This window comes from Labrenzia sp. VG12, assembly GCF_002237595.1.
Lineage (GTDB): Bacteria > Pseudomonadota > Alphaproteobacteria > Rhizobiales > Stappiaceae > Roseibium.
Genome location: NZ_CP022529.1, coordinates 765657 through 788255 on the forward strand (window position 1 = coordinate 765657; position 22599 = coordinate 788255).

The 22599-nt window shown below is 58.5% G+C and carries 19 protein-coding genes and 1 pseudogene; 8 read left to right on the forward strand and 12 right to left on the reverse strand.

Going from position 1 to position 22599, the window contains the following annotated elements:
* Window positions 1–161: 161 nt before the first annotated feature.
* The 4 genes from CHH27_RS03535 to CHH27_RS03550 form a co-directional block, all read right to left on the reverse strand.
* Complete coding sequence (locus tag CHH27_RS03535) at window positions 162–1088, reverse strand: AEC family transporter (protein ID WP_094074495.1); 927 nt, start codon at window positions 1086–1088, stop codon at window positions 162–164.
* 106 nt (window positions 1089–1194) lie between these two features.
* A complete protein-coding gene (locus CHH27_RS03540; protein ID WP_094070355.1) occupies window positions 1195–2022 on the reverse strand; it encodes an NADAR family protein in 828 nt (275 codons plus the stop codon).
* Window positions 2023–2131: 109 nt separating this feature from the next.
* The gene (ruvX, locus tag CHH27_RS03545; protein WP_094070356.1) at window positions 2132–2614 is read right to left on the reverse strand and encodes a Holliday junction resolvase RuvX; all 483 of its coding nucleotides are present in this window, start codon (window positions 2612–2614) and stop codon (window positions 2132–2134) included.
* Window positions 2615–2681: 67 nt separating this feature from the next.
* Window positions 2682–5084 carry an EAL domain-containing protein gene (locus CHH27_RS03550; RefSeq protein ID WP_094070357.1) on the reverse strand — a complete coding sequence of 801 codons (2403 nt, stop codon included), beginning with the start codon at window positions 5082–5084 and terminating at the stop codon, window positions 2682–2684.
* 236 nt (window positions 5085–5320) lie between these two features.
* Between CHH27_RS03550 and CHH27_RS03555 the strand changes: the two genes are divergently transcribed.
* The 3 genes from CHH27_RS03555 (at window position 5321) to CHH27_RS03565 (ending at window position 7661) form a co-directional block, all read left to right on the forward strand.
* The gene (locus CHH27_RS03555; RefSeq protein ID WP_094070358.1) at window positions 5321–6025 is read left to right on the forward strand and encodes a metal-dependent hydrolase; all 705 of its coding nucleotides are present in this window, start codon (window positions 5321–5323) and stop codon (window positions 6023–6025) included.
* Window positions 6026–6068: 43 nt separating this feature from the next.
* Complete coding sequence (locus CHH27_RS03560) at window positions 6069–6617, forward strand: cupin domain-containing protein (RefSeq protein ID WP_094070359.1); 549 nt, start codon at window positions 6069–6071, stop codon at window positions 6615–6617.
* Between the two features lie 96 nt (window positions 6618–6713).
* Window positions 6714–7661: a formylglycine-generating enzyme family protein gene (locus CHH27_RS03565; protein WP_247646187.1), complete on the forward strand. Its 948-nt coding sequence runs from the start codon at window positions 6714–6716 to the stop codon at window positions 7659–7661.
* A 17-nt stretch (window positions 7662–7678) separates the two neighbouring features.
* On the opposite strand, the gene CHH27_RS03570 is transcribed toward CHH27_RS03565, so the two are convergent.
* The 4 genes from CHH27_RS03570 to CHH27_RS03585 form a co-directional block, all read right to left on the reverse strand.
* Window positions 7679–8371: a CPBP family intramembrane glutamic endopeptidase gene (locus CHH27_RS03570; RefSeq protein WP_094070361.1), complete on the reverse strand. Its 693-nt coding sequence runs from the start codon at window positions 8369–8371 to the stop codon at window positions 7679–7681.
* Between the two features lie 16 nt (window positions 8372–8387).
* Window positions 8388–9581 carry a lytic murein transglycosylase gene (locus CHH27_RS03575; RefSeq protein ID WP_094074496.1) on the reverse strand — a complete coding sequence of 398 codons (1194 nt, stop codon included), beginning with the start codon at window positions 9579–9581 and terminating at the stop codon, window positions 8388–8390.
* Between the two features lie 174 nt (window positions 9582–9755).
* Complete coding sequence (locus CHH27_RS03580) at window positions 9756–10235, reverse strand: hypothetical protein (RefSeq protein ID WP_094070362.1); 480 nt, start codon at window positions 10233–10235, stop codon at window positions 9756–9758.
* A 138-nt stretch (window positions 10236–10373) separates the two neighbouring features.
* A complete protein-coding gene (locus CHH27_RS03585; protein WP_157738664.1) occupies window positions 10374–11429 on the reverse strand; it encodes an SH3 domain-containing protein in 1056 nt (351 codons plus the stop codon).
* Between the two features lie 398 nt (window positions 11430–11827).
* Here CHH27_RS03585 and CHH27_RS03590 point away from each other — a divergent pair, with 398 nt between their 5' ends.
* From CHH27_RS03590 to CHH27_RS03600, 3 genes and pseudogenes are all read left to right on the forward strand, one after another.
* Entirely contained in the window at window positions 11828–13015 is a 1188-nt protein-coding gene (locus CHH27_RS03590; RefSeq protein WP_094070364.1) for an ABC transporter substrate-binding protein, read from the forward strand.
* Window positions 13016–13118: 103 nt separating this feature from the next.
* Complete coding sequence (locus tag CHH27_RS03595) at window positions 13119–13718, forward strand: TetR/AcrR family transcriptional regulator (protein ID WP_094070365.1); 600 nt, start codon at window positions 13119–13121, stop codon at window positions 13716–13718.
* 111 nt (window positions 13719–13829) lie between these two features.
* A pseudogene (locus CHH27_RS03600) lies at window positions 13830–14935 on the forward strand (alkene reductase).
* A gap of 92 nt (window positions 14936–15027) precedes the next feature.
* On the opposite strand, the gene CHH27_RS03605 reads toward CHH27_RS03600, so the two are convergent.
* On the reverse strand, window positions 15028–15432 hold the full coding sequence (locus CHH27_RS03605; protein ID WP_094070366.1) for a DUF4345 domain-containing protein: 405 nt from the start codon (window positions 15430–15432) through the stop codon (window positions 15028–15030).
* Window positions 15433–15577: 145 nt separating this feature from the next.
* Here CHH27_RS03605 and CHH27_RS03610 point away from each other — a divergent pair, with 145 nt between their 5' ends.
* Complete coding sequence (locus CHH27_RS03610) at window positions 15578–16522, forward strand: AraC family transcriptional regulator (RefSeq protein ID WP_198338343.1); 945 nt, start codon at window positions 15578–15580, stop codon at window positions 16520–16522.
* A 9-nt stretch (window positions 16523–16531) separates the two neighbouring features.
* Here the strand turns inward: CHH27_RS03610 and CHH27_RS03615 are convergent, their stop codons facing one another.
* Window positions 16532–17881: a sugar porter family MFS transporter gene (locus CHH27_RS03615; protein ID WP_157738665.1), complete on the reverse strand. Its 1350-nt coding sequence runs from the start codon at window positions 17879–17881 to the stop codon at window positions 16532–16534.
* A 544-nt stretch (window positions 17882–18425) separates the two neighbouring features.
* On the opposite strand from CHH27_RS03615, the gene CHH27_RS27525 reads away from it, so the two are divergent.
* Window positions 18426–19340: a hypothetical protein gene (locus tag CHH27_RS27525; protein WP_157738666.1), complete on the forward strand. Its 915-nt coding sequence runs from the start codon at window positions 18426–18428 to the stop codon at window positions 19338–19340.
* Between the two features lie 137 nt (window positions 19341–19477).
* On the opposite strand, the gene CHH27_RS03620 is transcribed toward CHH27_RS27525, so the two are convergent.
* Window positions 19478–20884: an HlyD family type I secretion periplasmic adaptor subunit gene (locus tag CHH27_RS03620; protein ID WP_094070369.1), complete on the reverse strand. Its 1407-nt coding sequence runs from the start codon at window positions 20882–20884 to the stop codon at window positions 19478–19480.
* The gene (locus tag CHH27_RS03625; RefSeq protein WP_157738667.1) at window positions 20884–22578 is read right to left on the reverse strand and encodes a type I secretion system permease/ATPase; all 1695 of its coding nucleotides are present in this window, start codon (window positions 22576–22578) and stop codon (window positions 20884–20886) included. The genes CHH27_RS03620 and CHH27_RS03625 overlap by 1 nt, the downstream gene beginning before the upstream one ends.
* Between the last annotated feature and the right edge of the window lie 21 nt (window positions 22579–22599).

Sequence of the window (22599 nt, forward strand, 5' to 3'; positions counted from 1 at the left end):
TCGACAACTGACAATCGCCTATGCCTCTGAAATTGCTGACACTATCTGCCAAGAACGGGAAGCAGGACAGGCGTTCGGCGCCTTCGTGCGGGTCTCGGCACGGGGCTTGGGCTGCTAAGCCGGGTAACCAGCTCCTGCCAAAGGCAGGTGAACGTACGATCTCAGGTGAAAATCAAGAGCGCGAGTGGAATCGTTACCGTGGCCGCCAGGGTCTGCAGGGTGATGATTTCGGCCATCAGTTTGGCGTCGCCGCCCATCTGCCGGGCCAGCAGATAGGAATTGCTGGCACAGGGCACTGCGCTTGCGATGATCATCACCGCGAGGGCAGTGCCGGTGACACCAAAAAGGCTGCCGAAGCCGAAGGCCAGCAGCGGCATGAAGACTGGCCGCAGGAAGGTCCCCATGGTCAGGGCCGGGCCCGGGCGGCGCAGTGAACTCAGATCCAGTCCCGCTCCGACGCAGATGATGCCGATGGGCAGAGCTGCCCTGGAAAAGATCTCCAGCGTATCGTCGATCATCGAGGGCAGGGCGAGACCGCTAACATTCCAGACAACACCCGCGGCGATCGAAAGGATGAAGGGGTTGGTGTAGAGATCCCGCGCGATCTTGGCGCTGCTCGGCGCGGTGCCGCTGGCATAGCGCGACAGCACGAGGATACTGGCGATGTTCAGAACCGGGATCAGGAACACCATGGCAACGGCTAGCATTGCCAGTCCCGTGTCGCCGGCAACATTGTCGGCGATCGCCAGAGCGATCATGGCGTTCCAGCGCAAGGTGCCTTGAAAGATCGAGGTGTAACGGGTCGGGCCGATGCCCCAAATCTTCTCGATTGAGGTTCTGGCCGCCAAAAGGACGAGCGCCATCACCGAAATGGAAGCCAGCAGACCGCCCCCCATGTTGAGTGTCGGAAAACTGGAGAAATCCGCCAAGGCGATCGTGCGAAACAGAACGGCCGGGAACAATGCGTAAAAGGCCAGCTGTTCCACACCCCGCCATTGTTCACCGGTGATCAGGCCGGTGCGGGCGATCAGATAACCGGAGGCGATGACGAGGATCACCGGTACGAGGGCGGACAAGGTCGTCAGCATGAACGGGCTTTCGCGTTTGATGGAAACCAAACGTCTGCAGGCAGCTCAGGCGTCCGGGAAGGAATGCCGCCTTTTACGACGGAAACCGGTGGACGGAAAGGGGGGATTACCCCCCAAGAGCCCCGATATCCGGCGCTGACAGGTCCCCACGCAATATGGCACGCGTGCGCATCAGCGCAAAGCCGAGGAGGTTCGCGCCCCGCCACTTGGTCGGGTCGTTCACGTCAGGATTGGAGGCGCCCATGCCAATTCCCCAGACCCTGTCCCTCGGCGCGGCTTCAACAAGCACGTCATCCCCTGTTGCTTCGAGGATTGCGCGCAACTCCTCAGTCTGACCGAATTTTGCGACGTTGCCGCAGGTGACAAGGTCAAATCTAAGTTTGGCCCATTCTTCTTCTGAAAACGGACTGACCTTGCGCCCCAGGGCCTTGCAGTCCTTCGGCGTCTCGGCTTTCAGGATTTGCTCAAGAATGTCCGTGTCATCAAAGAGCCGCGCCTTTCCGGCCATCATGAACTGCTCGGCCCAGCGGTATGTGGTGCCGTTGACGGTGAACTCGGCTTCGTAGAACTGGCTGAACACCTGCTTCCCGGGCTTTTTCCCGGCGGTTACCGTGTGACCGAAAAAGGGGTGAAAGGAGAATGTTTCACCAGCGCGGCATCTTTCCTGCAGGGACGCCAGATCAAGCGGCAGATCCGCAGTGGCAGCTACATCTTGCTTGCTCTCAATGTTCGCTTCGCCGTCCGTCAGACCCAACTTGCGGGCAATTTCGTCGGCGCTCTCCAGAACCGAATAGCTGACGGTGTCGTCTTCCAGATCAAGCAGGATCTCGGCGCCCTGGGCTGTTCCCTTGATGACCGCAATGGTCTCTGTCTTCAGGAAAAGCGGAAAGGTCTGGTTCTTCTTGTCATAATGCAGCTGGATGAAATCAGGCATGTCTCGTCTCATTGAAAAAGGGGCTCGCGCTTCAATGTCTCGCGCAAGGGAAAGCCTGACCTATACCGCTTGCAATTGTCGTTGTTAAGACGGCCTGCGGATTGCCGTCTCAGTCACGGTCCATGAAGCCGAGCCTGTCCAGAAAACCTTGCAAAATGAAGGCGGCGGCCATCTTGTCGACGGCTTCGGCCCGCTTGGCGCGGCTGGAATCGGCTTCCAGCAGGGTGCGCGTTACGGCAGCGGTCGACAGGCGTTCGTCCCAATAGGTGATTGGCAGGTCGGTCTTCTGGGAAAGATTGCGGGCAAAGGCGCGGGTTGCCTGCGCGCGTGGACCTTCACTGCCGTCCATGTTGAGTGGCAGGCCGAGAACGATTCCGCCCACGCCCTGTTCGGCGCAGATCTGCAGAAGCCGCTCCGCATCCAGCGTGAATTTCTTGCGTCGGATGGTCTCCATGGGCGAAGCAATGCCGCGTCCGAGATCAGACAGGGCCAGACCGATGGTCTTTGTACCCAGGTCTAGACCGATCAGACGGGTGTTTTGCGGCACAGTGGCCATGAAATCTTCGATGAGGAGTCCGGGATCGTTTGCCATGCGCTGCCTTTATCAGGCTCGATGCGGATGATCCAGCGCGAACCGTCTCCGACCGTTCGCGTGTTCTCTAGACCGCTCTTGATTCCGGTCGCAGATAGAGATGTCCAGCCGGACCCTTTTGCAAGTCCAACCAGTCGATCAGCTCATCGACAGGCAGGCTTTTGGTGAAGAACTCGCCTTGAAGACAATCGGCCCCCAGATGAGTTGCAAAATCTGCCTGGTTCTGGGTTTCGATGCCTTCAGCAACCGTGAAACAGTCGAGTTTCCCGGCCATGTCGATCGTGGAAGCCAGGATCGTGCGGATCCTTGGTTCCCTGCTGGCACCTGCGATCAGGGAATGGTCAATCTTGAGGAAATCCACGGGCAGACTCGCGAGCCGGGTGATGTTGGAGTAGCCGGACCCAAAGTCGTCAATCGAGACCTTGTAGCCAAGGTCCTTCAGGCTCGCAAAGGTCGAGAAGGCGCGGTGTTCGGATGTGAACAGCGCATCCTCGGTGACTTCGATTTCCAGCTGGGTGCTGTCGAACTGTTTCTCGGCACGAATGGTCTCGAGCGATTCCACGAATCCGGAGGACATGAAGTGGTTTGAGCCGACATTGACTGCAACCCAGAGATCGTGCCCACCATTGGCCAGGATTGCATGATCGGTCATGGCCTGTCGAATGACCCATTCGCCAAGCCGGGTCATCGCATGAGACCCGTTCAGGAGCGGAATCCAGTGGTCCGGCAAAAGACAGCCGAGCTCGGGATGGTTCCAGCGCACCAGTGCTTCCACGCTGATAACAACGCGCCGCCTTGTGCAGATCTTTGGCTGATACTCCAGAAAGAGCTGGCCTTTCTTGATGGCTTCGTTGAGATCACGTCGGGTTTCGGCAGCCGATTGTGTTCCGATGTCTGGCGTATAGAGCTGAACCCGGTTCTTGCCGGCCCGTTTGGCATGATACATGGCAATGTCCGCGCGCTTGGTCAGGTCTTCCAGGTCATTGCCATCGAGGGGAAAGCGGGCACAGCCGATACTGGCACTGGGCGTGATGCTGAGTTCCGGGCTCGGTTCGGAGACGGCCAGTTGGACATCGGCAAGGAAAGATTGAATGTCAGCTTCCGAAACCAGTCCTTGAACAAGCATGATGAATTCGTCGCCACCAATCCGCGCGACCAGGGGCGGGGCAAAGCCGGCTGTGCGTGTGAAACTCGGGCTTTTGTAGAGCTTCTCCGCGACTTCGCACAATACCCTGGCGCAGGCCATCAAATGAAGATCACCGGCATGATGACCGTGCAGATCGTTGATTTCCTTGAAATTGTCCAGGTCAACCAGCACCACGATCCCGCCATCCTCGGGAGAGGTTACAGCCGCCAGGATCGGTTCTGCCACCGCCTGCAGATGATCGCGGTTGGGCAGCCCCGTTACATGGTCGCTGAAGGCAAGTTTTTCGATCTGTTCGCCGGCCTGGGTCATGCGTGTGACCATCCGGTTGTAACTGTTGCAGAAGTCGACGATTTCCTTGAAGCGGATCATCCCGTTTTCCGGGTCCACCCTCGACAACTTGCGGTTCCTGGCACTGGCGCGCATGGACCGGGCCAGTTCTTCAAGCGGGTGCGACAGTGACCGCGCCAGGAGCAGGCCAAGCAGGACGGTGGCCAACAGCGCCGAGGCGACGATCAGAAACAACGAAGACTGGTTCTGGGCAACCTTGTCGTAGATCTCAGCGACCGGCTGTGGAACCATGACGCCCCAGCCGGGGCCTGCCACCGTTGTAAAGCCGGCTATCATGTCTTCCTCCGCGGCCGGCGAATAAAAGGTCTCTATACCGGTTTCACCTCGCATCATGCGCGCAACCGGGGAGACTTTGGCGATGATCTTGCGGTCCGCAATCCAGTCGGGGCGAGGATGCGCAATGACTGTTCCGAAACGGTCGACGATTGCGGCATGTCCCTTTTCGCCAAAGACGATGCTCTTGCCGAGATCAATGAAGAACTCGGGCGACACCAGACCGAAGGCATAATACCGTTCAAGTTCCTGCACGATGAAGAACCCGTTGTTGCCATCGGGAAGAACCGAGATGCCTGAAAATGCCGCTTCGTCTGGTTGGGCAATCGATTTGATCTTGGCAAAGGAAACCGCGGGAATGGCTTTGCCGATGTCGGATGGGTCAAGACTGTGTTTGATGCGTCCCGTGGTCTTGTCCGTCAGATGAATGCAGCACATGTTCAGCCGGTAGAGCTGGCCGGAAATGTCTTGCGGACTTTGACCGCGTTGGAGCTTCGTGCTTGCGGTTTCAAAGGCGGACACGAGATCCTGATGATATCGGTGAAGTGTGGCGGCGGCCTTGCGGGCCAGCAACAGGTGCCTGTCTTCGACTTCCGCGATTTCACGCGAGACGGCGTCCCGGTACGACCAGACGCTGAAGATCAATGTCGGCAATAGAGCCGCAACGAGAAAACAGAAGACCAGATAACTGCGGATCTTCATTTTGGTATCCCATGCCCAGCCAACTCGGATACAGAAGTGTCGACCTGCCCATAGGATCGATTGGTCTTCTGTTCGTTGTTTCAAAAAAACTTGATCGATTATCTTTTTGGTTCAGTATTTTCTGAATGCAACCGTAGCAAAAACGGCTGTAACTTAACATCGGTAAAGCTTGCAATGGCGCGCGCCGAGAGCCGATTGGTAGGGTCTGTGAATACCGACAGGGGTGATACAATCACATGAAACTGACATGGTACGGCCACTCGGCCTTCAAAATCGAGATCGATGATGCATCGATCCTGATCGATCCGTTCCTGACGGGAAATCCATCATTTCCGGAGGAGCTGTCCGCGGAAGAAGTTGCCGACGGAGTGACCCATGTGGTGTTGACACATGGTCATGACGATCACATTGGCGATTCCGTCGAAATCCTGAAAAAGACCGGTGCACAGCTGATCTCGAATTTCGAGATCTGCATGTGGGCGACGCGGCAGGGCGTTGAAAACATCAATCCCATGAACACCGGCGGTATGGTCGATACCGGTCCGTTCAAACTCGCGCTCACCAACGCAGTGCATTCGTCGTCCAAGCAGGGTGAGGGAGAAGCAATCTACCTTGGCAATCCGCATGGCGTGATCATCGAGGTGCCGGGACAGAAAGTGCTTTATCACATGGGCGACACCGACATTTTTTCCGACATGGCCCTGATCAACGAGATCCATCGTCCGATGATCGGGATCGTGCCGGTTGGCGACCGCTTTACTATGGGCGGCAAGGTCGCGGCGTTGGCCTGCCGGAAATTCTTTAACTTCGACACAATCGTGCCGTGCCACTATGGCTCTTTCCCGATCATAGACCAGACGGCTGATTCCTTTATCAACGCTCTGGGAGAAGACGCCGGCAAGGTTGAGCGGCTTGCTCCAGGTGGCAGCTTTCAGGTCTGAGCCGGGATAAAAATAAACCGAATTGGAACGACGGAACCAAAGCATGTCTCTGACCAGATTGACCGCAGTTTTCTGCCTGACCGCCGTGATCGCGGGCGCCCCGGCACTGGCGGCCGACAAGTCCATCACGCCGGATGGCAAGCCGGCGCCTTCGCAGCCCAATGCCAAGCCGGGATCAAAAGCGGCAGAACAGGCGGAAGCCGCGGCGGCGACCGCTTACCAAAAGACCCGCGAGGTGTTTGCCGGCGACACGACGATTGCCGGCGAGAAGGTTGCCTTTCCGCAGGATAATCCGTCCGTCCGTGCCATCGAGATCACCATGGAGCCAGGCGAGGTCACGGCGTGGCACCAGCACCATGCGCCGCTGTTCGCCTATGTTCTGGAAGGTGAAATCACCGTGACCTACGAGGAAATCGGCAAGAAGGTCTATCGCAAGGGCGACGGCATCCTGGAAGCCATGAATGTCACCCACCGCGGGGCAAACACCGGCGACGGGCCGGCAAAGATCCTGGCCGTGTTTCTCCTGGGGGACGGGGAAGCGGCCGTGGTAGAAGAAGAGGCTCCAGGTGCGAACAAGGCCAAGGTGGAGTGATCTGGTGGCGCCGTGGTTTCCGGACGCGGCAGTCAAAGATGTTTGTTTTGGATGTCCAGGGAGTTTGATGGCTTGAACTGGCTCAGATGTGTTTTGGTGACAGCCGCCTTGCTTCCGGGCGTCTCTGTGGCAAGCGCCAACGGGGATTTTACCCGTGTGGAAGGTGGCACTTTCACCATGGGTTCGGAGAGCCACTACAAGGAGGAACGGTACCGGCACAAGGTCACCGTCAGCTCTTTCCTGATCAAGACAACCGAGGTCACAAACGCCGAGTTTGCCGCTTTTATCGAGGCAACCGGCTACGTCACCACCGCGGAGAAGGACCTGGACCCGAAGAAGTATCCAGGTTTTTCCGATGACCTTCTGAAAGCCGGCTCCATGGTCTTCGCGCAGCCGAAGGAGCAGGTGGACCTGAACGATTTTCGCCATTGGTGGCGCTATGTTCCAGGGGCCGACTGGCGTCACCCGGAAGGGCCCGGCAGTTCGATCGACGGTCTGGAAGACCATCCGGTGGTGCAGGTATCTCCGGAAGACGCAGCTGCCTATGCAAAATGGGCGGGTGGTCGCTTGCCGACCGAGGCCGAGTGGGAATATGCGGCCCTCGGCGGCTTGGAAAAGGCGAATTACACGTGGGGAGACATCGACCACGATCCCGCCGAAGGCTGGAAAGCCAACACCTGGCAAGGTGTGTTTCCTGCCGTCGATACCGCCGAGGATGGTCATCATGGCACCGCCCCGGTCGGGTCCTTTGCAGCCAATGGGTATGGCCTTTATGATATGGCAGGCAATGTCTGGGAGCATGTATCCGACTGGTGGGTTCCGGGTCATCCCGGCAAGGCTCTGACAGATCCAAAAGGCCCGCCGGTCGAGCTCGCGGCGCAGTTTGCACATGACGCCGTTGGTCCGATGAATGTGGTCAAGGGCGGGTCCTGGCTCTGTGCGCCGTCCTATTGCCTGCGCTACCGGCCGTCCGCGCGGCAGCGGGCCGAGCGCAGCATCGGCTCCAACCATATCGGCTTCCGGATCGTGAAGGATATCGACTAGGTCGAGGCCACGAGCTGTCAGCCCGGTGCGCCGCAGATTGCGGCGATGGCGGGTGTTGTCGGCCCGAGATAAAACAACTGGTCGAGCCCGAGGGCAAAGATGGAGATGCCAAGCAGGCTGTGCTCCAGCCAGACTGCAGCAAGCGACTCGTATTTTCTGTAGGTCCTGTAAAAGGACAGGCCGGCGACGGCGGTCAGGACCACCGACAGCCAGGCGCCAAACAGAATGTGAACCCAGCCGAAGACCAGCGACGAAATCAGCAGGGCAGGCAGGAAACCTGCCCCATAGGCGTCGAACCTCCAGGCCGCATAGCCACGAAAGGCAATTTCCTGAGGCAGCACGGAAACAAGTCCGTAGAAGGCGACGATTGTGGCCATGAGAAGCGGGGCGGCGCGGGGAATGCAAAAAAGCCGCTCCGGGTTAAGCTCCAGGACAATCGCGGCAATTACAGCTGACCCAACAAGCCAGCGCAGCAGGATACTGGGCAGGGCCGCCCGGCATCCCGGCCAGTTGAAACGGAGATACCGCGCGCGAACACCGTTGGCGCTGAGGCGCCAGAAACAATAGCCCGCGACCAGAAAGACGGTCGAAAAGCGCAGCAACTGGATCGACAGGCCCATCAAAAGGACGGGCCCGACGATCAGAACGGAAAGTTCGGCCGCGAGCAGCCAACGGTCGGCCGTGCTGCGCGGGGAAAACCGGAGCGCCACGCGTCCGGTTCCGCCATCAGAGCCGGTTCAGCAAGGCCGGCGTCGGCCAGGCATCGGCCGGCATGCCAAGGCGCTGCTGCACCTCCTGAACGGCTGCACGCGTTCCAGCGCCCAGAATGCCGTCGATCTTGCCGACGTCATAGCCCATATCGCGCAGTCTGGTCTGTAGCTGCTTCATCTGGGCGTCGTTCAGGCCCGGATCCGGGTTACCGGCATTGTAGCGCGGGGCCCCCGCCAGACGCGTCGCAAAATAGGCGGCCGTTGTCGTGTAGATGAAGGATTGGTTCCATTCCAGGTAGATGTTGTAGTTCGGATAGGCGAGGAAGGCCGGACCCTTGCGACCTTGCGGCAGCAGCAGCGACGCCGGCAAGTTGGAGGAGATCTGCCCCCAGCGCGACGTCACGCCGAGCGCTGCCCACTGGCTGCCGCTCTTGGTCTTGCCCAGTCCCGTTTCGGCCCAGTTGAGGTTCTGCGGCACGGTGACTTCCTGCAGCCAGGGTTGGCCACGCTGCCACCCAAGATGCTGAATGAAGGCGCCCGCCGTCATGATCGCATCTTCCGCGCTTTCCTTGAGCTTCACATGGCCGTCGCCATTGCCATCCTTGCCGAACTTGATGATGTCCTCGGGCAGCATCTGGACCATGCCGATTTCGCCTGCCCAGGCGCCCGTGGTGCGCTGCGGATCGAGATCGCCGTGCTGGACCATCTCGATGGCGGCAATCAGCTGTGGCCGGAACAGTTCCGGGCGACGGCAGTCATGGGCGAGCGTGGCAAGCGCGTTGACGGTGTTGAAGTCGCCCTGGACAGCACCAAAATCGGTCTCCAGAGCCCAGAAGGCGGTGATGACCGGAGCCGGAACACCGAATTCAGCTTCCTCGCGCTGAAAGACGCTGGCGTATTTCTTCATGTTGGCTGCGCCGTTTTTCATGCGGTAGCCGGAGATCACCCGTTTGGAGAAATCCAGGAACGTCATCTTGAAGACGCCTTGCGCCCGGTCACGCGACAGCACCTTGCGGTCGATCTGCGCGCCGGCCAGCGTCCGGTCTGCCGCCTGCGCCGACAGGCCCTTGGAAATCGCTTCCTGCTTCACCCCCGCCAGAAACTGACGAAAATCCCCGCCGCATTGCTGGGCCAGCACAGGCGCGGCGGTCATCAGGATGCCGGCAAAGGCGGTGGCAATGGAGCGGGTGAAGCGAGCACGGCGGATCATGAAATAGTCCTGCGGTTGAGGAGCCACGGCCTGGGGGGCAAGCCTGAGCCTTCGAAAAATCGGCCATAGTTGACTGTGCTTCGCCAGCAAGGTCAACCGCTGACATGCATGAAAGACGGCTCGTCCACGGCGGTTAAGCAGTCTGCGAACACTGCCTGACAGTGACTTGAAAGGTTATTGGCAACTGCCCATGCCGGAGCCGGCCATGATGCCGCCATCGGGTGAACGTTTGAACGGTGCATTGACGCTGGCCGAGGATCTGCAATTGGTGCCGGGAGCCGACAGGCCGGGGGAGCCGTAATAAGGGGCTGCATTAACGCCGGACGTCTGTTGCTGGCACATCTGGTAGGCCATGTCATAGAGCGCCTGCCAGCCGCCGGGCATGGAGCCAAGATTGTCCAGCACGCCAAGCGCCGCTCCGGCCCGGGCGCCGCGAACCGCACCTGACGGCCCGCGCCACGCACCGCCGACAACGGCCCCCGCCATGCCGCCGGAAACAGCATCCCCGACCGGGTCTCCACTGCCCATATGAGCGTTGGCATAGTCGGTGGCGTATATGACGCAATCCGTTCCGTCCGCCCAGGCGGTCGAGCCTGCGGGCCACAGCGTTGCAAGGGCGACTGCGAGAATACGGGTGGTGCGACGGCCAATCATGAGCGCTCTCCTGCCGGAAGTCTGAACAGCAAGACTGAGGGACGGGCTGCGGCAAATGCCGGCAGCCACGTTTCCTTTCAACAGGATAGCGGGGCGCGCTTAACAAGGCGCTACCCCGCTGCACCAAATTGTTGCGAGCTATTGCGTCCTTTCCAGAAACTTCTGCCCGACAAATCCCGTCTGGCCCTCATAGGACACGCCGCACCACCAGGTGCCGCAACTGTCATATCTGACCTCCGTGCCAGCCGGGATCGTGGTCAGGATGGTGCCGTCCTTGTCGTCGCTCTGACGCAGATTGACGGCGGCCTGGATCGTGCCGGTATTGGGATAGTCTTGGTTCTGGTTGTCAGGCAGCGGCGAAGTCGCGGGCTCTGTCACCGTCTCGGCGGCAGTAGGCGTGCCGGTTTCAAACTCGGGCGGTTCGGCGATCGCCGGAACGTCGTCTTGTGCAGCCACAGCATATGCCGGAAGAACGATGGTGCTTGCATCGGTACTGGCAAGACGGGGAAGGGAAGCTGGCACGTGAGGCGAGACAGTGCCCTGCTGGTCGGGCCCGGCCGTCCTGAGCCGCGACTGTTCCTTGCCAATGTCCGCGACCTGATTGCGCTGTTGCGAACTGGCAAGTGTTGCTGTCGTGTCGGAGATCGTGCCGCTTGCAGCAAAGGCATCCCGGATCCGGTTCTTGGCGCGCGTTATCTCGGCCTGGCTCGGCGCATTCGATTGGGCTGGCTTGTCAGCAGCAATTGCAGAGCGGTCGGCCTCGATGAGACTTTCAATGGTCGGTTCGGCGGTAATCACTTGCGTCTCGACGTTGCGGCTGTCCGAAACAGGGGCAGGCGAGGTGGGCATCAGAAGGAAAACCGCCGATCCAACGGCCGCAACCGCCAGAACCGTGCTGGCAAGCAAGGCCTTGAAGCTCGGTCCGGAACGGGCCGAAACGCGCGCCTCAAAGGTATCGGGCTGCGGTACTGAGGACGGTGCAAGCTTGACGTTTTCCGAAGACGTGTCGTCTCGCTTGAGGACACCTGGGATGTCGAAGGCCGTCTCTTCACTGTCGCCAACAAGTTTCGGTGGTCGGCGGTTCCTTCTTTCAAACGTCTCGGATGTGGCGTGCAATTGCAAAATGCGGGCAGCCAGTGTGCTCGGGTCGGCCTCGGTGGTTTCTACCGGACCGGCGGCGAAGGGAGCTGGCATTTCGACAAGTCGGAGATCGGTTTTTGAAGTGTTTTTGGATGCATTGTCCGGGGGACTGCCTGGCTGGTCGTCGCAAGCGGCGGCTGGCACGGATACAAAATACATTTGGCCCTCCTGAGTTTTGCGGGGTCAGGCACGCGGGGTGCGTTTGCCTTTGGGGACAGCGTGGCATTAACCTTTGTTAATGCGTCGCCACACGGGCCGGATTGCGGCGTCTCTGAGGTATTTTTCGTCAATTGTGACAGGGGTGTGTTTTTGAGGGCAAAAGCGCGCTCTGTTTGCAAAAGCCTAACCAGTCTTGGCCACACTGGTGAAAAGCAGCACCTCCTTATTGAAGGGCGCGGGGGCAGGGGATTGGCCTTGGCGCGCCCAACTCAAAAGCAAACAGGCAACGGATCATGAAACGCTGGCTTTCGCATTTCGTCACTCAAGCGGCCGCACTGGCAATAGGGCTTACCGTGACATGTCAAGCCGCCGTGGCGCAGGAGGTGCAGGAGCTGAAGATCGGGCTGATGGGAACGTTCTCCGGTCCGGCGGCCATTTATGGCAAACATATGCGTGATGGTTTCATGCTGGCGGTACAGCAGTCCAATGGGGCGCTGGGCGGGCTGCCGACCAATGTTCTTGAAGTCGATGACAAGCTGGATCCCAACCTCGCACTGGAACAGGCGACAAAGCTGATCGAGCAAAATGGCGTCGATATCATCGTTGGCGTGAATTTCTCCAAAGTCATGCTTGCCGTCCATGATCCGATCGTGCGGTCCAGGACGCTCTTCATCGGCACCCATTCCGGACCGGCCCCGATCGCCGGCAGGAACTGCAGCCGGTATTTCTTTTCAACCGCGTTTCAGGACGACCAGGTGCATGAAACCATGGGCCGCTATGCCAGCCTGAAAGGCTATCAGCAGGTCGTGACGATCGCACCCGATTACGAAGCGGCGCGCGATGCGGTCGCTGCGTTCCGTCGGCATTTCAAGGGGCAGATTGCGCGTGAACTGTTTCCGAAACTCGGCCAGACAGACTTTTCCGAAGAATTCACCCAGGTCGACGAGATCGAGCCCGATGCGGTTTATGTCTTCATGCCCGGAGGCATGGGGGTTGAGCTGGTCAAACAGTTCCACACGTCCGGCCTCAAGGGCATCGTTCCCTTCCTTTCGGCCAACACGGTCAATGCACTGACGCTGCCCCATACCTCGGAGATGGCCGAAGGGCTGTTCTCGGCAGCTCACTGGGCGCCCAATCTCGACAATCCGGCCAACAAGCGTTTCGTGCGCGAATTTGGCCGGACCTTCAAATATGCACCGTCTGTCTATGCCGCCCAGGGCTACGACGCTGCCAAGCTGATCCACTTTGCTCTTGAGCTGACCGGTGGCATCAAGGAACAGGAAGCAATGCTGTCGGCCATCAGTGCAGCGCCGTTTGAAAGTGTGCGCGGTGATTTCCGCTTCAATTCGAACCAGTTCCCGATCCAGGATTTCTATCTCGTCGAAGGCGTGCGCCGCACCAGCCGCCTCTACGAAATGGAAGCAATTGCGCGCGTTTTCGACGATGTCGGCGATGCCTATTCCGGGTCCTGCCGGATGTAATACTGCTTGCGGGTACACCGGCTTTCCAGCTTTTTGAAACGGTCAGTCCAAAAACCGTGTCGCGGCTCTTGTATTCTGGACCACAGAGTCCATATCAGGGAACATGAGCGAGACAGACAGTCAATTTGCCGGCGCCGAAAAGCGCCCTGCCGGACCGGGTCGACCGCGCAGCTTCGATGAAGCCGCCGCGCTGGACGCCGCGATGCAGGTCTTCTGGCAGAAGGGCTTTGAAGCGACCTCCCTTGATGACCTGACCAAGGCCATGGGGCTCAGCCGGTCCAGTTTCTACGCCGCCTTCGGCAGCAAGCAGACGCTGTTTCTGCGCGCCGTCGATCACTATTCCAGACGCGGGCTCCGGTCCCTGAAAGAGGTTGCAGAGACCGCTGAAGGCGATATTGTCGACGCCATGTTGCAGGCTCTTGCCAACCCGGAAGGCGGGTCCAGAGGCTGTTTGCTGATCAACTGCATCACCGAACTTGCTCCCCATGATGATCAGGTCGCCGATATCGGTCGCCGTCACCTGGAAGCCATAGAAGACATGTTTGCAGCCGCCTTGAACCCAGAAAATCCGGAATCTGCCAGGGACAGGGCAAGTGCCTTTTCCTCGCTGGCCATCGGAACACTTGCGCTTCGCAAGGCCGGCATTCCGGCAGAACGGATTGAAAGAACCCTCCAGCAAGCCAGATCTGTTCTCCCGGACTAGGGAGAACAACAGCCATGACCTCTACCCCTCCATAATCCGGCGCATGCCTAATTATGGACTGATCATTCCAAAAAGTGCTGCGTGCACACCCCAACAAGAAGGAAGACGACCATGTCGGATCTCAAACTCTTCTCCCCCACCAAGGCCGGTGCTCTTGAGCTCAAGAACCGGATCGTCATGGCGCCCCTGACCCGGAACCGGGCGCGGGCCGAGGACGATGCTCCGGTGGATCTCACCGCGACCTATTACGAGCAGCGCGCGGATGCCGGGCTCATCATCACCGAGGCCTCCCAGGTTTCCCCGCAGGGCAAGGGCTATGCCTGGACGCCGGGGATCCATTCGGACGCTCAGGTCGAAGGCTGGAAGAAGGTCACCGATGCCGTTCACGCCAAGGGGGCAAGATCGTCATCCAGCTGTGGCATGTCGGCCGCATTTCGCACCCGGTGCTGCAGCCCGGCAATGCCGATCCGGTCGCGCCATCTGCAATCGCGGCCCAGTCGAAAACCTTTGACGGAGAGCAATTTGTCGACACGCCGGCACCGAGGGCACTCGACATCGACGAAATTCCCGGCATCGTCGAGGATTATCGAAAGGCAGCTGAAAACGCCAGGCGCGCAGGATTTGACGGTGTCGAAATCCACGCTGCAAACGGCTACCTGATCGACCAGTTTCTCAGGGACGGCTCCAACAAGCGGGATGACGCCTATGGCGGCCCGGTGGAAAATCGTGCGCGTTTCCTGAAAGAGGTTCTGGACGCTGTTGTCGGAGTGTGGGGCGGTGACCGGGTCGGTATTCGCCTCAGCCCGTTCTCCAACGCCAACGACATTGCCGACAGCAATCCGCAGGCGACTTTCTCGCATGCCATCAAGCTGATCAACAGCTACGGCCTGGCCTATCTCCATCTGGTTGAAGGTCAGACGGGCGGGCCGCGCGACATCCCCAAAGGCGGTGACCTGGCGGCTTTGTATGCTCTTTTCGACGGCGCACGCATGGGCAACAATGGCTACGATCGGGTATCCGCCATCGAGGCCGTTGAGAGCGGTGCCATCGATTTGGTGGCCTTCGGACGTCCGTTCATTTCCAATCCGGACCTGGTCACACGCCTTGTTCAGGACGCACCGCTCAATGCGCTGGATCCGGAAACGCTCTATGGCGGCGGCGAGAAAGGCTACACGGACTATCCGACCTTGTCGGAAGCCTCGGTGGCCGCTGAATGATCCTGTTTCAGGCTGCCTGACATCCACCCCCCTCCTGGGCAGCTTGAAGGACAGCCGGTGCGTGGCGAAAGCCCGCACCGGCTTTCTTTTTGTCAGGTGGCGTGAAGGGAAACCGGCCTTGCAGAGGCGGCCAGCAACGCGCACCAGCTGCCAAGGCCAAATTCCACCGCCATGGCAATGACCAGGGAAACCGGTGGCAAACCGTCAAGCGGCAGGCTGATCAGGCGGCCCACCCCGTAGGCGAGAAGCAGGCCGGCCGAGACAAGCAGGGCGGGACGTTCCAGCGGCTCGCGAAGGAGGCCGGCAATGGCAATCCCGGCTGCCAGCAGAATAAGCGCGCCCGGCGCGCGGATCTCGCTCATCAGGGCTGCGGACGGGTCGAGCTGAACCTGGTTCAGGCCGAAGAGGAAGGACGGGGCAAAAACGATCAGCCCGCCGATCGAAACAAAGGTAAGCGCGGACAGGGCAAGGGCAACTTTCGGGGCAGCTCTGGACATCTGGTTTCTCCGTGAAGTTTGGGGTGACCGGAATATTGCCTCGGGCGTCAGGATGATCCATGATGCGAAGTGCGGAAATACTTGCAGATCGTCCAAAGTTCGCTGGCTGGAGCAATCTGTGTCGCGCTCGAACCAACAAACAGCAATGCCCGAAATGGAGCCGTCATTGGAGCCGGACCCGCTGGCGGACGTTCTGCATCTCCTTCGCCTGACAGGAACCTTTTATTGCGTGCCGGAGCTCACCGCGCCCTGGGGCATTGCGGTGCCGGATCTGGGCGACCAGCTTGTGCTCGTGGCTGTCACGGAAGGGTCCTGCCTCTTGCAGCTGAAAAGCGGGGCGCAATTCTGCCTGCGGCCCGGACAGATGGTGCTGCTGACACATGGACAACCGGTCGACCTGAAGAGCTACGAAGAGAGTACTCTGACGCCCTTGTTCGATATCCCTGCGACACGCCACACGCCGCAGTTCGAGACCATGGTGTTCGGCGGGGGCGGTGACGTCACGCGCATGACCTGCGGTGTGCTGCGCGTGGATCATGCCGCGGCCGGTCATCTGACCGGACTTCTGCCGGAAGCGATTTTCCTTGATGGATTCGAAGCGGCCTCCGGATCCTGGGTCCAGAGCACGCTGAATTATCTTGCCGAGGAAGCGCGCCATCCGAAACCGGGCGGGGAGACGGTCCTGACCCGCTTGACCGACATTCTTGTCGTTCAGGCAATTCGTTCCTGGCTGGAAAATGGCGACGTTCCCGAAACAGGCTGGCTGGCCGCCTTGCGGGACAGGAAGATCGGACGGGCCTTGCAGGCCTTTCATCGGGCGCCGCAAGAATCCTGGACGATCGAGACGCTGGCGCAGCAGGCTGGCATGTCGCGCTCCGCCTTTGCGGCGCGTTTCAGGCAGATGACCGGAGAAGCCGTTCTTCAATACGCAACACGCTGGCGCATGCAACTTGCGCATCGGGCGCTGAAGGAGAGCGATCGCAGTCTGGCCGAAATCGCGGCGGACATGGGCTATGACTCAGAAGCTGCCTTCTCAAGAGCCTTCAAGAGAGTTCTGGGCTGCACACCGGGCGCTGCGAGAAAGGCCTGACAGAGAAGCTCAGGCCGGTGTCCGGGCAGGGGCTTCATCGGCAATGGTCTGATCGATTTCTTCAAGCGCAATGCCGCGTGTCTCGGGCGCAAACGACCAGGAAAACCAGAGACCAAAGGCGCAGCAAAGGGCAAACAGGCCAAAGGTCATGCCTTCTCCCAGTCCGGCGGCAAGCGCCGGAAACAGAAAAACGACCAGAAAATTGCAGACCCAGTTGGCCAGGGACGCAACCGCCATGCCCTTGCCGCGCAGGGCGAGTGGAAAGAGTTCGGCCATATAGAGCCAGGGCAGCGGGCCAAGGCTGATGGCAAAGAAAAAGACAAAGGCGAACAGTCCGGCCAGGGTGACGAAGGCAAGGCTCGGATCGTTCACCTCGAACAGGATGGCGATGAGCGCCAGGCTGACAAAGGCGCCCGCGAAGCCGAAGATGAACAGGGGGCGGCGGCCGAGCCGGTCGACAACGATCATGGACAGAACGGTGACGGCCACGTTCAGCGCGCCGATACCGGCTGTCGCGATCAGTTCGTTGGCCAGGCCGCTGAGCCCCGCACGTTCCAGGATCTGCGGGGCATAGGACAGGATCACGTTGATGCCGCTGAACTGCTGCAGGAAAAAGGCAGCGACCGAGAAGATCAGAAGACCGCGCAGACGCGGGTCCTTGAAGTTGCTCCAGCTTTCGCTTTTCGGATCCGAGGGCCGGCTGTCCTCGATCTCCTGAACGATCTTGCCGATGTCCTCCTGCGCCAGCTCCGGCTGGACGGATGTCAGCACCTTGCCTGCTTCGTCTTTTCGACCGGCCAGCACCAGCCAGCGCGGGCTTTCCGGCGCTTTCAGGATGCCTGCAAGACACAGGCAGGCGGGCACGAGGCTGAAGCCCAGCATCATGCGCCAGGCACCGGAGAACGAAAACGCCCAGTCGATGAGGAAGGCCGCGAGAATACCGACCGTGATCATCAGCTGAAACGCCGAGACAACGGCGCCGCGCACCCGCGCCGGAGCGATTTCAGCCAGATACATCGGCGCCACCAGCGACGAGACGCCAATGGCCATGCCGATGATCAGCCTCGCGGCAGTCAGCGACCAGACGCTGAAGGCAAGCGCCGCGGCCAGCGAACCGGCTGCGAACAGCAGCGAACTGAAGATCAGCATCGGGCGCCGGCCGAAACGGTCGACATAGAGCAGCGCGGCGATGGCGCCAAAGATTGCCCCGAACGGCACCGCCCCGGTCATGAAGCCTTCGCTTTGAACGGAAAATACGAAATCCTTCTTCAGGAAGGGCAGGGCGCCGGAAATGACCCCTTGATCCGTACCAAACAGAAATCCGAACATTGCCGCCAAAACGGCCAAAAGAATAAGCAAGGCAATCCTCCCAGAAACGCCTGAACCCTGTCTTGCAAACCGGTCCTGTTGAAGCGGGCGGTTGCAAGACCATCGCGCCTGCAGCGCCCCAAGGCAAGGTCTGATTGCCAGAGACACAGGTGCAGGCGGCGTTTGGCAACAATCGTCGGTGACCTGCTCTCCCGTAGGTCTGCGGTCAAAAGCTAGCTTTGTTCACGGTTGGGACTTCATTAGCCGAGCATAAGTTCAGGTGGTTCGAGAACTATGCAAGCGTTTCAGATGCATCTGACCTGGTCGTCGGCAAAACAATTACCATGTCGATGAAACGATGGGATGAAACTCAACTAGAAGAAGCGCCGCTCTGACAATGATCGGTCAGCAAAAGAGAAAAATAACCCAAAGTAATCGAGTGTCAGCGCCATGAAAAATACGCGATATAAATTGTCGAAAGATCGATTGGGTCCCAAGCCGTCCGGCACAGTTAATGCTTGAAAACGATCTGAAATTATCACATCCAATGGGGAAATTCTTAAAATAGAATCAAATAGAAAAACGGGTACTGATTGTGAAATTTGTAATTCGAGAACTACTGAAGTTTTATGATGAAAATTACAAAGTAAAAAAACACTCAAATTCAATAAAAAATCTATTTGGAGAGGAGTTGGGGATAGATTTGTTTGTCAATTTCCTGGGGAAGTATTACTATAAAGAATTAGAGTACTTCTGCTGTAGGGGGGGTGAGTATATTTTTGTTGGTGCCGAGGAGTACTCCGCTGGAGAATTCGGAACATGTTCAATCCCTACCAAAGTGACGCTATCGAATCCCTCAGACAACACAAGCAGTATTAAAAAATCTCACTCTCTTGACGGGATTGTTCGCTGTCCCCTCGAAAAAGTTGCCTATCTTCTAGAGGTCAAATCATGGTCGATTCACAGCTTGGGAGGACGTAGTTTTAATTTGAAAGAAAACTCAATTAAAAAGGTGGCCAAGAACGTGTGGGAACACCGGCCCAAGGAAAAAAATCACGCAGACAACATAAATCCAAGCTTGGCTAAAGTTCTAACGCTTCCAACAAATTCGCATCTTCGCGAATATTTAAAAGGTTACACTATCCAGCCGGTGATCGTATATTGGCTACCTTTACTTCCTGAACGTGGCTGTGTTTCTCTTGGGGCGCATGGAGAAGATTATTCAATCAAAGGTATACCTGTCGGTTTTGAACAGCAGATCAAGGATTCGCAGATGGGGGAATACAAAGACACATGGATCGCCCACGCAGGTAAGTTTGGTAACTTGAATCTATCAGATAAATTGATTTGGTTTTCTCAATCCGCATATTTGCGATGGCATGAGAATAGCGAAAGAAAAAAGCCAAACTCCGACTGCGGCGATACAGATTCTGATGCAACGTGCATTGACTTGCCTATGCCTCGTACACAAGCCAGATTGAAATTCATCAATGAGATGATTTCATCTTAGTCTTTGCACAAGGATCGCGATCGTCCAGTTTGTCCTGAGATTTTATTCCCCTGACTGTTTGCCTTTCAGCTGATCATCGGATCGGCATGTGGCCATGCCGCTCCAGAAGCTGCCAAGATAGCGACAGAAAGGACCGCCTATCTTTCCCGGAAGGCGGATGAAAAGCTTTCGGTCAGTGGCTGCACGAGATAGGCAAACAGACTGCGGCTGCCCGTGTTGACATAGACTTCCGACAACATGCCCGGCCGAATTGGAATGGGGGTTTCCTCATCGGAATCGAGTTCGATATGCACTTCGACATAAGGTTGACCGGTCAGCTCGTCCGTCCGTGAATCCGCCGCGACATAGGTCACCACTCCGGCGAGCGGATCGGGGTGAACATGTTGCAGCGCAGAGATGACGATTTTCGTCGTCTGCCCCGGTTTGATATCGCCAATATTCGTCGGGTTCACCCGGGCCTCGACAATGATCCCGCCTTCGGAAGGAACGACTTCGCCGATCGGCTCGCCGGGTTCGATGACGCCTCCGACGGTATTTGTCGCAAGATCCACCAGGGTGCCGTCGACGGGAGAACGAATGGTTGTCTGGTTCAGCGCCGCCTTCGCGACATTGATCTGTTCGTTGACAGCCGCAAGTTCGGCCAGGACAGAGGACAGTTCTTCGGCGTTTTCGGCACGCCGTTCGGATATGAGCGTGTTCAGTCGATCCCTGGTTTCTGCGATTTGGGCCTTCAGCGTGGATACGCGCGCTTCCACTTCCAGAACTCGGCTTTTTTCCTCAAAGAGGGAAGCTTTCCTGTCGTTGTGCCGCGTGCGCGAAATGTATCCCTGCTTGACAAGAGGGGCAGTCCGCTCGATTTCCTCCTCGAGCAGACTGACTTTCTGCGACTTGACCGATTTCTGGTTCTGCAGACTGAGAAGTTCGTCCCTCAACCCAGCTTCGCGGTTTTTCAGCGCCGAAATTTCACTTTCGAGCTGACGGTATTCGGCATCGAACGCTGCCATCTGTTCCGTCAGAATTTCCGGACCATTGTCGACACGAACCTGGGCCCCGTCTTCTTGCAATGGCGTGCTGACGCCGCGCAGAGCCAACCCTCCCATTTTGGTCGAACTGGTGTCGACGTCGCGCATCTTGGTGTAGCGCAGCTTTTGAGCGACCAGCAGGGCCTGCCGGGATTCATGTTTTGCGAGTTCTGACTTTGCTGGCGTGGTGTCGATGCGCAAGATGACATCGCCCTTCTTGAGGAACGAGCCGTTGGAGGCGGTGATTTCCTCAACGACCCCGCCCGCAGGGTGTTGAAGGACCTGGTTGCGGCCATTGGAAACAAGTGTCCCGGGGGCGACAACCGCCGAGCTGATCGGGAAAACGACGCTCCAGACAAGAAACACGCAGAGCGTACCGCCAACCAGACGGTATCCATACCTTACGATATCTGTCTCGTCGGTCCTGACGCGCTTTTGCCAGGTGCCACCGCCCGCCGTGTCGCGATGGCCGGTGTTTCTGTCTTTGAAAAGCAGGGTCTCAGCCGGGAATGTGAGCTGCATTACGTACCTGCGGCCTTGGCAAGCGATTGTGCCGGCAGGGTGGCTGCTTTTGCGTCCCGCCTATCTCCTCGTGACGCCTGCGACTGAAGGTCGGTCGGGCGATTGAGGTGCATGGCGGTGCAGCGTCCCTCTTTCAGGGAGATGACCTTGTCGGCGAGCTGGTTCAGATGTCCCCGCTGGCTGATCGAGACAATGGTGACACCCTGGGTCTTGAGGGTCTGCAGAATTGAAACCAGGCGCTCCTCTCCGGCCAGGTCGAGATGGGCGTTGGCTTCATCCAGGATAAGCAGGGCAGGTTTCGTGTAGATTGCACGTGCCAGGGCGATCCGCTGAACCTGTCCGCCGGACAGTCGAATGCCGGAGCCGGAAATCTGGCTCATGTAGCCGTCCGGAAAACTGTTGATGAGCTCATGAACGCCGGTCGCCTGAGCGGCTTCGACGACGCGGGTTTCATCGGGTTCGATTGCCATCCTGGCGATGTTTTCAGCTATGGTGACCGGGAACAGCTGCAGATCCTGACCCACATACCCCACATATTGCCCCCACTGGTTCTCCGGCCAGTTGCGTCTGTCGCATCCATCCAGCATGACGCGGCCTTCGGTCGGATGGATGGCTCCGGCCAGAACACGCGCAAGGGTCGATTTGCCGGCGCCGGATGGGCCCACCACGCCAAGAAATTCACCGGATTGCAGGGTGAAGGACAAGTCATCGAGAAGCTTGGCCTCGCCAGCATATACCGAGACGTTTTCAACGCTCAGCCGCCCGGTTGGCTCCGGTTGCTGTATCGGCAGCACGGGCTGGCCGTGGTGTTCGAGAAAGTCTTCCACTTCCCGTGAGGCCTTGCCGGCGCGAACAATGCTTTCCCATCCGCCAATCACCTGTTCGATGGGCTGCAAGGCGCGGCCGGAAATCATCGAGGCGGCAAAGATCAGGCCACCGGACAAGTCGCCTCCCAGCACGAGGAAAGCGCCCCAGGCCATAATGAGGATCTGCAGGATCTGGCGGGTTGCTCGGCTGATGCCGTGAATGCGTGCGGTCGTCCGTGTCGCGTTCTCCTGCGCGTTCAGTGCCTTCTGGGTCATGCCGCCCCAGCGCTCGACAAGTGTGGGCATCAGCCCCATGGACTTGATGTCTTCGCCTCTGGACAAGATCGTTGAGGCAAAGCTGATCGCGTTCGAGTTTGCTTCGGAGGATCTGCTCTGCTCCTCCTCGCTGAGGGACTTGTTGGTAAGGGCCAGTGCCACGAGAATTCCGGCGCCAACCAGGGTGAGCAACCCGATCTGATAATGAACGGCGAACAGCAGCAGCAGAAACAGGGGCGCAAACGGCAGGTCGTAAAGTCCGATATGGGACTTGCTCGCCAGAAACTGTTTGGTCGTATTGAAGTGCCTGAGTATTTCGTTGGTTCTGGTCTTGTCTGGCGTGTCGGAACACGCAGAAAAAAGCGTCTCGGCCCGTTCCACGACATATCTGGCGGACTGGCGTTGTGCAATTCGGGAACGGATCGTTTCACACGCCCCGAACAACGCAAAGGCAGCGATTGCAATTAGGGTAATGTAAAACAGCGTGCTTTGGCTGCCGGAGACCAGGACACGGTTGTAGACCTGCATCATGTGCAGCGGAGCTGCAAGCATCAGGAAATTGGACAGTACGGAAAAAATGATCAGCGACCTGTTGAGGTGGGTGAGCTGCATGAAATCATCCCTCATTCATTG